Origin of the sequence: Psychroflexus halocasei, from assembly GCF_900107595.1 — a bacterium.
GTDB classification, from domain to species: domain Bacteria; phylum Bacteroidota; class Bacteroidia; order Flavobacteriales; family Flavobacteriaceae; genus Psychroflexus; species Psychroflexus halocasei.
In genome coordinates, this window is record NZ_FNQF01000008.1 from 64,911 (window position 1) to 77,738 (window position 12,828).

A 12,828-nucleotide genomic window follows, 5' to 3' on the forward strand; every position below is an offset into this window, starting at 1 on the left:
AGCGATAAATTAAACAGATAAATAAATTATTAATGAGATCATTCTTTTACCTATTATTTTTTGTAAGTATTGGCCTATCGGCCCAAGAAAAAATGCCAAACATCACGATTAAAGATTTAAAAAATAAACCTGTCAATATTTCAAAAAATTATGGCGAAAAAGACAAGGTTTACGTGTTTTCATTTTGGGCAACTTGGTGTGCTCCATGCATCAGAGAACTAGAAGCTATTAGTGAAAATTACGATGAATGGACGGACGAAGTCAACATGGAACTTATTGCAATTTCAATTGACGATGCTAGAACTCAACGCAGAATCAGACCCCTTCTTAACGGGAGAGGTTGGCCATACAAAGTCTTAATTGATGATAACCAAGAATTAAAACGCGCACTCTCAATTGTTAATATTCCCTATACAATAATTGTAAAAAATCATAAAATTGTAAAAATTGTTAACGGTTATAGCCAAGGTGCAGAAGCTGAGTTATTCGAAACAATCAAGACGCTTTAAGAATGAGAATATTTACTTTACTCCTGGTTTTGAGCACAATTTCTACTTTTGCTCAAGAAGACACCTTAAGTAAAAACAAAAAAGATTGGGGAAGAGTTTACGGAGGCTTAGAAACCAATATCCAAAGATACTTTGAAGACGATGGCCTTGGCACTCAAGAACCCAACGACCCACTAAGATCTAACTCATACCTTTCACTTAATTACGCGATAGGCGGTTTAACCATAGGCGGACAATTAGAAGCTTATGAGGAAAATGCTCTTTTAAATTATAACCCACAATTTGAAGGCATTGATTTAGGAACTTACTTTGTGAATTACAAAACAGAAAAATTTGATTTTACGCTAGGTCATTTTTACGAGCAATTTGGAAGCGGCATGATTCTAAGAGCTTGGGAAGACCGCGCTTTAGGGATCAATACAGCTTTACGTGGCGCGCGTGTTAAATACTCCCCTACATACAACACAGAATTTACAATTTTGTACGGCAGACAACGCTCAGGATTTGATGTCGCCAAAGGAGATATTTTTGGCTTCAATGCCGAGTTTCTTTTAGGCGAAACTTTAAATTTATACGAAAAAAACCAAGACTTATCAATTGGGTTGAGTTATGTCGGCCGATATGAAGAGTTGCCTTTTGACAATGCTGATTATGAAGAATTGACAAATGCTTTTTCGTTTAGAGCAGATTATATGATTAATTCTTTTTACATCAATACAGAATTAAATTACAAGACAAAAGATGGCTTACTTGACGTGCAAAATAAACTAAGTCCAGACTTTGCAAAACCTGGCCACGCCGCAAGATTGAATTTTGGTTATTCTAAATCAGGTTTAGGTATTGATGTTTCATTACGTCGTTTAGAAAATATGAGTTTTTATTCTGAACGACAACCTTCAATATACACAGCATCTAACGGTGAAATCACGACAAGCATTGATTATTTAGACAAAGTTGTCAATTTTACACCAGCTTTGACAAAACAACATCACTCACAATTAGCTAACATCTATGTGTACCAAGCTCAAAACGCTGTTCTCTTTGAAGACGCTGCAATCATGAAAGCTGGTGAAACTGGTGGACAAATCGATTTATATTATACATTTAAAAAAGGAACTTCTTTAGGTGGTAAATACGGAACGAACATCTCCCTTAACGGATCTATGTGGAGCAATTTACCTGGCACATACACATTCAACCCTCCTGATTATGATACAGATTTCTTAGGAAGAGGAAAAAAATACTTTTCAGATTACAATCTTTCTATCAAGAAAAAAGTAAACGAAACATGGCATTTAGGTTTTGATTATATCAATCAGTATTATGACCAACGCTTTATGGGCGGTGGCGATTTAGTTAAAGCAAATGTTGTGGTTGGGGAAGCAACCTACAACTTTACAAATTCTCGTTCTATAAGATTAGAGCTTGAACACATGTGGGCAACGGAAGACAGAAAGGATTGGGCTGCAGGAACAGCAGAATTTAACGTGAATGAAAATTTATCCTTTTATGTTTCTGACATGTGGAACTATGGCAATGATGATCCTGATAAACAAATTCATTATTACAACTTTGGCGGCTCCTATAGACGCGGTGCTTCTCGAATTGCTTTAAATTACGGAAGACAAAGAGGTGGATTAGTTTGTGTCGGTGGCGTTTGCCGATATGTCCCAGAAAGTTCTGGCCTATCGCTCTCATTCAACACAGCATTTTAAAAAATTTAATGTGTAAGAAAAGTCTCTCAAAGCATTTTTTTACACATTAAATTTATCATATCTTTGCAGCACATCTCAAAGGGGTGTTTTGTGAAAGCAAGACTGAGATTATACCCAATGAACCTGGGCGGATAATGCTGCCAAGGGAAAATTGAAAAAGCCGAAAGGCTTAAGATTGCGCGCAACACTCCTGACGACCAAAGTGGTTCTCAGGATTTTTTATTTTAACACTTAAAACAATTGAATAATAACCCCTTTTATTCGTAGAATTTTTTACGGATGAAAACATTATTATTTATGAAGGTCTGCCTTCTTGCAAGCCTCATGAGCTACGCTCAAGAATTCACAATCAAAGGTCAAGTAACATTGAACAATCAAGGTATAGAAGCTGTTGATGTTTACACAAAAAACGAAAATCATCACACTTTTACTGGGCCGAATGGAAACTATGAACTCAAAATACCTAAGGGCGAATACACATTAGTATTTGCTTATGGCAACAAAAAAGAAATCGATTTAAAACTTACTGAAAACAAAACCATCAACCTTCAATGGGAGTCAACAATTGAAGAACTCAACGAGGTTCTGGTAAGCTCGGTAAGAGTGAAAGCTGACTCTCCAATCACACATTCCAACTTAAATAAAAAGGAAATCAAACAACGTAATTTAGGTCAAGATATACCGAGTTTGATGAACTATATTCCTTCGGTTGTCACAACAACTGACGCAGGAAATGGCGTTGGATATTCTGGGATTCGTGTTCGTGGTAGTGATGCTTCACGTGTGAACGTCACAATTAATGGAATTCCTTATAATGATCAAGAAAGTCAAGGGACTTTTTGGGTTAATTTACCAGATTTTGCCTCAACAACACAAAACCTTCAGCTTCAGCGTGGTGTTGGAACTTCAACAAATGGTTCTGGTGCTTTTGGTGCCAGTCTTAACATTTTAACTGAAGCTGCTTCATCTAAAGCAAGCGGCTCACTTGCAAATTCTTATGGTTCTTTCAATACAAGAAAGCATACTTTGAAATACAGTACAGGCATGTTAGATTCTAATATTGAAATCTCGGGGCGTTTATCACAAATCAAGTCTGATGGTTATATCGACAGAGCAACTTCCGACCTTAAATCTTATTTCGTACAAGGTGTTTATTCTTATGAAAACACTTACATTAAAGCTTTGACATTTGGCGGCGAACAAGAAACTTACCAAGCTTGGAATGGAATTGAAGGCGATCAATTAAAAGATGACAGAACATACAATTCAGCTGGAGAATACACCGATAAAAATGGAAATATCAAATTCTATGAAAACGAAATAGATTCTTACAAACAAGATCATTATCAACTGCATTGGCATCAGGATTATAACTCAAATTGGTCAAGTAAACTCAGTTTGAATTATACCAACGGAAGAGGTTTCTTTGAACAATATAAAGAAGACGCTGATTTAGACTTTCATGATATTGAAAATGCACCCGTTAATGAAGCTGACCTTATCAGAAGGCGTTGGCTAGACAATGATTATTTTGTTGTCAGTTCGGATGCTAGCTACAAATCAAATAACCTTAATATTACAACAGGTCTTTTTTACAGCTATTACACAAACGATCATTTTGGTGAAGTGATTTGGAGTGAATATGCTGGCGATTCTGAAATTTATGATCATTATTACGACAGTAACGGAACAAAGAATGAGTACACTATTTTCAGCAAAGCAACTTACAAATTTAGTGATCAGTGGCAAGCATTTCTTGATTTGCAAGGTCGATTTATCACTTACAAAACAGATGGTTTATCATCAGATAAAATACCTTTAGATGTCGATCAAAACTATGAGTTTTTTAACCCAAAAGCAGGTTTGAGTTATCAGTTAAATCACATGAATCAATTTTACGCATCTTACGGAAAAGCACATCGCGAGCCTAGAAGGTCAGATTTTGAAAACGGTATTACTAAAGCAGAAGAACTCGATGATTTTGAATTAGGCTGGAGATTAAATAACGACAAACTTCAAATCAACACAAACCTCTACTATATGCATTACAACAACCAAATGGTTCTTACTGGCGCACTTGATGATGTTGGCTCGCCAATTAGAGAAACAAGCGGTAAAAGTTACCGTTTAGGTTTGGAGGTTGATGCCTCAATTCTGCTCAGCTCTAATTTCAGCATCAGACCTAATGTGGCAATCAGCAGAAATAAAAACCTAGATTTTTATGCAAAGCTTGATGGCTCATTGCAAAATTTAGGAGACACAAATATTTCTTTTTCACCTGAAATTATTGCAGGAAACCAATTTATTTATCATCCAAATGATAAATTTCAAGTTTCTTTGCTCAGTAAATATGTTGGTGAGCAATACATGGGAAATATTGATGCTGAAAAATCAATTTTAAGTGATTACTTCGTCAATGACATTAATTTGGTTTACAACTGGACAAATTCACCAATTTTCGAAAGTGTTGTTTTCACAGGTTTAGTCAACAATATTTTTGATATTGAATATGAGTCTAACGGATTCTTCTACACTTATGATGTTACTTCAAATGGCAATACAGAAACCATGGGAGGTGCAGGATACTATCCGCAAGCTGGCATTAACTTTTTAGTTGGTATAGAATTAAATTTCTAAAATTTATATTGAAAATTAGCTGTAAGAAAACCCTGATTTATTCAGGGTTTTTTTTATATTTTTGAATTATGGCAGATTGGTTAAAAAACTTCGAGAACATTAAAGATGTTGACTTAAATAAACATCCTTTAGAAGCAGAATTCTTTAAAGGAAAAACAACATTGGTATTATTTTACAACAATGATTGCTTAGGCTGCACAGGTCGTGCAATTCCTTTTGCTTATGAGCTTAAAGAAGAATATGGCATTCAAGTGATATTGATACATTCTAACTTTAGTTTTAGCGTCAATAGAATAGATATCGAAAGCATCTTCTCCACACCTGAACTTCCTTTAGACGTTTTTATTGATGAAAATCACTATGCTTACGATCAATTTCAATGTGAAGGCACACCGCATTGGCTACTCATCGACAAGAGTTTAAACATCACGCAAAGTATTTTCGGGTCTCAACCCAATGCGCAAAACAGAATTATCTACAGTTTAGCTGAGATGAAAACGCAGTAATATCAACAAGAAAGCTTATTTTCGTATTTCATTTTGACGCAAATAAATTTTGTATAAATTCATATTTCAAAGCATTTTAGGGTGGAAAATTGAAGGCAACATACCTCCTGAAATCAAAAAATGCATCATCACAGCCGCGCCACATACAAGTTGGCATGACTTCTTTTTGGGTGCTTACATCAGAAGTGCTACAGGTGTTGAAATTAATTATGTAGCCAAAAAAGAACTTTTTAAATGGCCTTTTGGAGCTTACTTTCGTTGGATGGGCGGCGCACCAATCGACCGTTCAAAAAAAGGAAAAACAGTTGAGCAAACCGTTCGCCTTTTTGAAGAAAAGAAAATATTCAGATTAGCCATTGCTCCTGAAGGCACACGACAAAAAGTGGATACTTGGAAAACAGGATTTTACCATATCGCTCATCAAGCAAAAGTGCCTATCGTCAGAATGGCATTAGATTATAAAAACAGAATCGTCAAAATTGCACCTCCATTTTATACCACTGGTGATATTGAAAAAGATATGCTAGAAATCAGAAGTTTTTATAACGGAATTAAAGGGAAGAAAGATTAAGACAACTGCATTAATCGCTTAACATATTTTCCAATCACATCAAATTCTAAATTGACAGTATCGCCTACTTTAATATACTTAAAAGTTGTATGCTCATAAGTAAATGGGATAATCGCAACACTAAAAGCATCTAACTCAGAATCAACCACTGTTAAACTCACACCATTAATCGTGATTGAGCCTTTTTCGATAGTCACATTTTTTTGTTCAGGGCTATATCTAAAAGTAAATTTCCAGCTTCCATCTTGGTCTTCTATTTTTTCGCAAACAGCAGTTTGATCAACATGGCCTTGCACAATATGTCCATCTAAATGTGCATTCATACGCATGCCGCGTTCAAGGTTAATAAGATCGCCAGTTTTAAGATTGCCCAGATTCGTTTTATCTAAAGTTTCCTGAATCGCTGTTACCGTATAATTGTCATCCTCAATGGAAACAACAGTTAAACAAACACCGTTATGCGCCACACTTTGGTCGATTTTCAATTCTTGTGTAAAATCAGATTTAAAAGTAAAATCAATATTTGAATTATTTTTCTGGATATTCTTAACCTCTCCTAAGGTTTCAATGATGCCTGTAAACATAGTTGTAGATTATTTATTTACCTTTGTGAGTACAAAAATAGACGAATTTCATGAGAAATCAATCAATTATAAAGGTCGGAATAAGTATTGGAGATATGAATGGTATTGGTCCAGAAATTATCTTAAAATCTTTGGAAGACAAACGCATGCTAGAGTTGTTTACACCAGTCATTTTTGCAAATTCAAAAATGATGTCTTTCTTTTCTAAACATTTTAAAACAAAAGTTCAATTTAACGGCATCCCTTCTGCTGATAAAGCCATAGATGGAAAAATAAACGTTGTTAATGTTTGGAAGGAAGGCGTGAAAATTAACTTTGGCGAAGAAGACAAGCTGATAGGTGAATACGCCGTGAAGTCTTTAGAAGCGGCGACTCAAGCTTTGATAAAAAATGATGTACAAACCTTAGTCACAGCACCCATCAATAAAAACTCAATACAATCTGATAAATTCAACTTTCCTGGACATACAGATTATTTAGCGCAAGAACTGAAAGGTGAAAGCCTCATGTTCATGGTTTCTGAATCTATTAAAGTTGGTTTATTAACAGATCACGTTCCTATTAAAGACATCTCTAATCACATCACGACTAAAAGTCTTCAAGACAAAGTGAATGCGATACATAATTCATTAAAGATGGATTTCGGTGTCGAAACGCCAAAAATTGCAGTTTTAGGTGTCAATCCACACAGCGGAGATAATGGTGTTATCGGTCTGGAAGATGAAGAAATCATCAAGCCTGCGCTAAAAAAATTCGTTGATGCTGGTAAATTTGTCTTTGGACCCTATGCAGCCGATAGCTTTTTTGGTACAAAACAACATAAAAAATTTGATGCGATACTCGCAGCCTATCACGACCAAGGTTTAATTCCTTTTAAAACATTATCATTTGGCGAAGGCGTTAATTATACCGCTGGTTTAAATAGAGTTCGTACGTCTCCTGACCACGGAACAGCATTTGACATTGCAGGGAAAGGAAAGGCCAATGCAAACTCTTTTAATGAAGCGATATTTACTTCTATCAAAATCTATAAAAATAGGATGGAATATATCAATCTCAAAAAGAATGCATTAGAGCCTCAAAAAACATCTCATAATAATAGAAAATAAAATAGTTTCTTAGAAAATTTTTATATATTTGCACGCTCAAAACTGATGTTATGATGGAAGAGAAAAATGCTTACACCATAAAATTTGTAGGCCTAAAGGAAGGAAAGCACCAGTTTGATTACCATATTAAAGACGAGTTCTTTGAGTTTTTTGAGTATGACGATTTCAATACAGCTGATGTTAAAGCTAATATTGAGCTCAATAAAAAAGCAAATATGCTTGAGTTCACTTTTGATTTGACTGGCGTTATGAATTTAGATTGTGATGTTTCAACAGAAGCTTATGATCAAAAAATTCAAAACAGACTAGAGCTTGTTGTCAAGTTTGGCGAAGAATACAACGACGATCATGAAGATGTTTTAATCTTACCGTGGTCTGAGTATGAAATCGATGTCAAGCAATACATCTACGAGGCAATTGTGTTAGCAATCCCTCAGAAAAGGATTCATCCTGGTGTAGAAGACGGAACATTAAACTCAGAGATTTTAGATAGATTAGAAGATTATCAGCCCGAAGCTGAGAACGATAATAAAGACGAAGAAGAGATTGACCCAAGATGGGAAGATTTAAAAAAATTATTAAACGAATAAATAGTTGAGTAATGGCACATCCAAAGAGAAAGACCTCAAAAACAAGAAGAGATAAAAGACGTACACATTTAAAAGCTGCTACGCCTCAAATCGCAACAGATTCAACAACTGGTGAAGCTCACTTATACCACAGAGCACACTGGCATGAAGGAAAACTTTATTACAGAGGTAAAGTTCTTATCGACAATACTGAAGAGGTAGAAGCTGTAGAATAGTTTCAACTTTCTTCTCATAAAATGCACTCTTTCATCTTTATGGAAGAGTTTTTTTGTTGGTTCTTATTTAAGAGGCAATAGCAAGACAATAACTGAAGTCAGGTTACCGCTCTTGCTTTTTTATTAGATAAAAAAGTATTAAGCATAAAAAAGGCTACTCGAAAGTAGCCTTTGGAAATTGAAAAAAAATGTTTTATTTGATTAGATCAAACGCACGTTAGCTGCGTTCATTCCTTTTCTGCCTTCTTCTTCTGTGTACTCTACAGCGTCACCTTCATTTAAAGATTCGCCGTCTAAACTTGTGACGTGTACAAAAATGTCTTCTCCTGTTTCGTCGTTTGTAATGAATCCGTAACCTTTTGACTCATTGAAAAATTTTACTTTACCTTGCATAATATAATAATAATTAATAATTGCACAAAACTACATAATAAAAATGATAGAGAATTAAATAAAACACATTTTATTTGATTTTTTTTTATTTATAAAGAATTAAGAAAGAATAGCTTACAAATCTTTGCCTTTCATCTTATCCATTTTTTCCTTTGTCAGTGTGTAATCCTCTAACCTCTTGCCTTTCCATCTATGATAAAGAAATAAAGGCATCAAAATGAACGAGCTTGCCAGCACAGACAAACCGATAATAACTTCGCCCATTTTTGCATCATCATATAGCTTGATGTAGAAACCCACACCAAAACTAAGAGCAATAATGATGAATACGATTATAATAAGTGTTCTCATAATTTAATTTATACTGTCACTTCAATCAACTTTTGTCGATAAGCTGTTAATAATTTCGATTTAGAAATAAATCCGATATATTTTCCGTCCTTGACAACTGGTAAATTCCAAGCATCTGTTTTTTGAAATTTATTCATAATTGTCTGCATTCTAGAATCCTTCAAATCAATAACATCAGGTGCATTTTGCATTAAATCATAGACTTTGACTTTCTCATACATCTTCTGATCAAACATGATCGTCCTGATATTATCTAATAAAATTATTCCCTTAAAGTTATAATCTTCATCAACAACTGGAAAAATATTTCTGGATGATTTAACAACACCTTCTTTTACAATATCACCTAAAGTCATATTCTCTGTAAGCACTTGAAAGTTTTTTTCAATCACTTTTCTTATCTCAAGTAAAGTTAATATTGTTTTATCTTTATCATGCGTCAACAATTCTCCTCTTTGCGCCAATTCCATTGTATAAACCGAATGTGGCTGAAATGCATGTGTGATCAAATATGAAATTAAGGCTGTAATCATCAGAGGTACAAAAAGAGCATAGCCTCCAGTTAATTCAGCAATTAAGAAGATTGCTGTTAAAGGCGCATGAAGCACGCCAGCCATTAAACCTGCCATACCAACCATTGTAAAACTTCCAACTGATATCGGTTTATTAAGAAAGCCCAAATGATTTACTAACAAAGCAAAACAGTGCCCTAAAGCACTGCCCATAAAAAGAACAGGAGCGAAAATACCTCCAACTCCACCTGCGGCAAAAGTTAAGGAGGTTGCAAAAATTTTAAAGACAACCAAGCCTGCTAGCAAAATAATAACGACCCAAATATTATCAAGAAAAGCATCGAAAAAATTTGTCTGTAAGGCTTCTTGATAATTTTCAGCGAGCAAACTATTGATGACTCCATAGCCCTCACCATAAAGTGGAGGTATAAAATACAGGATAATTCCCAAGCCTAAACCCGCCAAAATTAATCTTAAAAAAGAATTCTTAATAGACAGAAAAAGCTTCTGTACCTTGAAATAAACACTTGTAAAATAAATAGAACCCAAGGCTGAAATGCATCCTAAAACAACATAAAATGGCACTTGTGAAATGGTGAAATCATCCTCTAAAACAAAAGGAATAATTGTATCTGAGCCAAAAAAGAAATAAGAAGTTAAAATAGCTGAAACCGATGCCGTCAAGAGCGGCAGCATACTCACCAAGGTTAAGTCGAGACTGAAGACTTCTATAGCAAAAATAATCGCTGCGATGGGCGCTTTAAAAATTGAAGACATTGCTCCTGCAGCTGCACAACCAATCAAAAGTGTACGCATACTTTGGTTCATGCGGAACATTCTCGAAATATTAGAACCCAATGATGCACCTGTCGCTACTGTCGGTCCCTCTAAACCAACAGAACCACCAAAACCAACAGTAATAGGTGCAGTAATTAAGGAAGCGTACATCTGAAAGCGCTCCATAATGCCTTTCTTCTTTGAAATAGCATATAAAGTTGAAGGAATTCCGTGACCCAAAGGTTTTCTGATTAAATATTTTATAATAAAATAGACAATCGCTAAACCTATCACTGGGAAAATAAAATAAAACGCATGGTGATAATTAACAATAAACTCACCTTCAAGCAACTCTTGCATAAAGTGCGTCAAGTTCTTAATCGCGACTGCTCCAAGACCAGCAGTAAAACCTATAATCGCGCTGAGTATAAGCGTGAATTGCTGCTCAGAAAGATGTTTAGTCTTCCAAAGCAAAAACTTCTGCAAAACCGATACTTGTTTAAAAGATTTCATTTTAAAAGCTTTGTTTTAAATTCCTTTTAAACTCAGTAAAAACTTAATCAAGAGAGAGTTTCACCTCGATATTGAGTTCTTTGAGTTGATCAGTGCTTAATTGAGCTGGCGCATCTATCATGATATCACGTCCAGAGTTATTTTTAGGGAAAGCAATAAAATCACGTATACTTTCTTGGCCGCCTAAAATAGCCACTAATCGATCTAAACCAAAAGCGATTCCGCCGTGTGGAGGTGCTCCATATTCAAAAGCATCCATCAAGAAACCAAATTGTGCTCTTGCCTCTTCTTCAGAAAAACCAAGATAGTCAAACATTTTAGATTGCGTTTCCTTATCATGAATACGTATAGAACCGCCACCGATTTCGTTTCCGTTTAAAACCAAATCATAAGCGTTTGCTCTTACCTCACCTGGGTTTGATTTAAGTTTATCAAGATCTTCGGTTTTTGGTGAAGTGAACGGATGATGCATCGCGTGAAAACGTTTTGAGTCTTCATCCCATTCTAACAATGGAAAATCGACGACCCATAATGGTGCAAATTCATCAGCTTTTCTTAGGCCTAAACGCGTTGCCATTTCCATTCTTAAAGCACTCAGTTGTGCTCTTGTTTCATTGACATCTCCAGACAAAACAGCGATTAAATCGCCAGGTTGAGCGCCGGTTTTTTCAGCCCAAGCTTTTAAATCATCTTGATCGTAAAACTTATCAACTGAAGACTTAAAACTGCCATCATCATTACATTTAACGTAAACCATACCTTTAGCTCCCACTTGAGGTCTTCTGACCCAATCGATAAGTTTATCGATCTCTTTTCTTGAATAGCTTGCCCCTCCAGAGATTGCTATACCAACGACAAGCTCAGCTTCATTAAAAACTTTAAATTCTTTATGTTGAGTCACTTCATTGAGTTCACCAAACTCCATCCCAAAACGGATATCTGGTTTGTCATTTCCATACTTACGCATGGCATCAGCATAAGTCATTCTTGGAAATTTCTCTATTTCAACACCATTGATTTCTTTCAATAAATGTTTAGTTAAATCTTCAAAAGTTTCTAAAATTTCTTCTTGATCAACAAAAGACATTTCGCAGTCAATTTGCGTAAATTCTGGTTGCCTATCTGCTCTTAAATCTTCATCTCTAAAACATTTGACAATTTGAAAATACTTATCAAGTCCGCCAACCATCAACAACTGCTTAAATGTTTGCGGAGATTGAGGCAATGCGTAAAATTGACCTTCGTTCATACGGCTTGGCACAACAAAATCTCGAGCACCTTCTGGAGTCGATTTAATCAAATAAGGTGTTTCTACATCTACAAAGTCTTTTTGGCTCAAGTAGTTTCTGATTGCCATTGAGACTTTACTTCTGAAAAGCAATTTATTTTTAACAGGAGAACGTCTTAAATCAAGATATCTGTATTTCATTCGTAAATCTTCGCCTCCATCAGTCTCATCTTCAATTGTGAATGGTGGTGTTTTAGATGCGTTTAAAATCTTTAAATCCTCAACTAAAATCTCAATTTCACCAGTCGAAATATTTTTATTTTTTGACTCTCTTTCAATGACTTCTCCTTCAATTTGAATCACATACTCTCTTCCGATTTCTCTCGCTTTTTTAACAACAGCTTCTGGCGTTCGCTCAGCATCAAAGACAAGTTGCGTCATTCCGTACCGATCACGGATATCAATCCAGATGATAAAACCCTTATCTCTAATTGTTTGTGCCCAACCTGAGAGCTTTACTTTTTCGCCTAAATTCTTTAAGTTTAACGTGTTGTTATCGTGCGTTCTGTACATTTTTTTTCTATTGTAAATCGATTTGCAAAAGTAAGAAGTTATAGG

The 12,828-nt window shown here is 35.2% G+C and carries 13 protein-coding genes; 8 read left to right on the top strand and 5 right to left on the bottom strand.

Annotated features, from left to right (window positions below):
* The first annotated feature begins 32 nt into the window (after nt 1-32).
* The 5 genes from BLV84_RS10040 (at nt 33) to BLV84_RS10060 (ending at nt 5,938) form a co-directional block, all read left to right on the top strand.
* Nucleotides 33-509: a TlpA family protein disulfide reductase gene (locus BLV84_RS10040; protein ID WP_093244547.1), complete on the top strand. Its 477-nt coding sequence runs from the start codon at nt 33-35 to the stop codon at nt 507-509.
* 2 nt (nt 510-511) lie between these two features.
* Entirely contained in the window at nt 512-2,224 is a 1,713-nt protein-coding gene (locus BLV84_RS10045; RefSeq protein WP_093244548.1) for a DUF6029 family protein, read from the top strand.
* A gap of 279 nt (nt 2,225-2,503) precedes the next feature.
* Complete coding sequence (locus BLV84_RS10050; protein WP_093244549.1) at nt 2,504-4,861, top strand: TonB-dependent receptor; 2,358 nt, start codon at nt 2,504-2,506, stop codon at nt 4,859-4,861.
* A 68-nt stretch (nt 4,862-4,929) separates the two neighbouring features.
* Entirely contained in the window at nt 4,930-5,367 is a 438-nt protein-coding gene (locus BLV84_RS10055; protein WP_093244550.1) for a TlpA family protein disulfide reductase, read from the top strand.
* Between the two features lie 49 nt (nt 5,368-5,416).
* Nucleotides 5,417-5,938 carry a 1-acyl-sn-glycerol-3-phosphate acyltransferase gene (locus tag BLV84_RS10060; protein WP_234953133.1) on the top strand — a complete coding sequence of 174 codons (522 nt, stop codon included), beginning with the start codon at nt 5,417-5,419 and terminating at the stop codon, nt 5,936-5,938.
* On the opposite strand, the gene BLV84_RS10065 is transcribed toward BLV84_RS10060, so the two are convergent.
* Nucleotides 5,935-6,522 carry a riboflavin synthase gene (locus tag BLV84_RS10065; protein WP_093244552.1) on the bottom strand — a complete coding sequence of 196 codons (588 nt, stop codon included), beginning with the start codon at nt 6,520-6,522 and terminating at the stop codon, nt 5,935-5,937. The genes BLV84_RS10060 and BLV84_RS10065 overlap by 4 nt on opposite strands.
* 50 nt (nt 6,523-6,572) lie before the next feature.
* On the opposite strand from BLV84_RS10065, the gene pdxA reads away from it, so the two are divergent.
* The 3 genes from pdxA to rpmF are packed head-to-tail and all read left to right on the top strand — an operon-like array spanning nt 6,573 to nt 8,436.
* Nucleotides 6,573-7,631 (top strand): 4-hydroxythreonine-4-phosphate dehydrogenase PdxA, encoded by a 1,059-nt coding sequence (pdxA, locus tag BLV84_RS10070; protein WP_093244553.1) that lies wholly within the window; start codon nt 6,573-6,575, stop codon nt 7,629-7,631.
* A gap of 50 nt (nt 7,632-7,681) precedes the next feature.
* Nucleotides 7,682-8,221: a YceD family protein gene (locus BLV84_RS10075; RefSeq protein WP_317041018.1), complete on the top strand. Its 540-nt coding sequence runs from the start codon at nt 7,682-7,684 to the stop codon at nt 8,219-8,221.
* 11 nt (nt 8,222-8,232) lie between these two features.
* Nucleotides 8,233-8,436: a 50S ribosomal protein L32 gene (gene rpmF / locus BLV84_RS10080; protein ID WP_093244555.1), complete on the top strand. Its 204-nt coding sequence runs from the start codon at nt 8,233-8,235 to the stop codon at nt 8,434-8,436.
* A gap of 201 nt (nt 8,437-8,637) precedes the next feature.
* Here the strand turns inward: rpmF and BLV84_RS10085 are convergent, their stop codons facing one another.
* From BLV84_RS10085 to aspS, 4 genes are all read right to left on the bottom strand, one after another.
* Nucleotides 8,638-8,829 (bottom strand): cold-shock protein, encoded by a 192-nt coding sequence (locus BLV84_RS10085; RefSeq protein ID WP_093244556.1) that lies wholly within the window; start codon nt 8,827-8,829, stop codon nt 8,638-8,640.
* A 114-nt stretch (nt 8,830-8,943) separates the two neighbouring features.
* Nucleotides 8,944-9,180, bottom strand: coding sequence for a hypothetical protein (locus BLV84_RS10090; RefSeq protein WP_093244557.1), 237 nt, complete (start codon nt 9,178-9,180; stop codon nt 8,944-8,946).
* A gap of 8 nt (nt 9,181-9,188) precedes the next feature.
* Nucleotides 9,189-10,982 (bottom strand): chloride channel protein, encoded by a 1,794-nt coding sequence (locus BLV84_RS10095; protein ID WP_093244558.1) that lies wholly within the window; start codon nt 10,980-10,982, stop codon nt 9,189-9,191.
* Between the two features lie 43 nt (nt 10,983-11,025).
* The gene (aspS, locus tag BLV84_RS10100; protein WP_093244559.1) at nt 11,026-12,783 is read right to left on the bottom strand and encodes an aspartate--tRNA ligase; all 1,758 of its coding nucleotides are present in this window, start codon (nt 12,781-12,783) and stop codon (nt 11,026-11,028) included.
* Between the last annotated feature and the right edge of the window lie 45 nt (nt 12,784-12,828).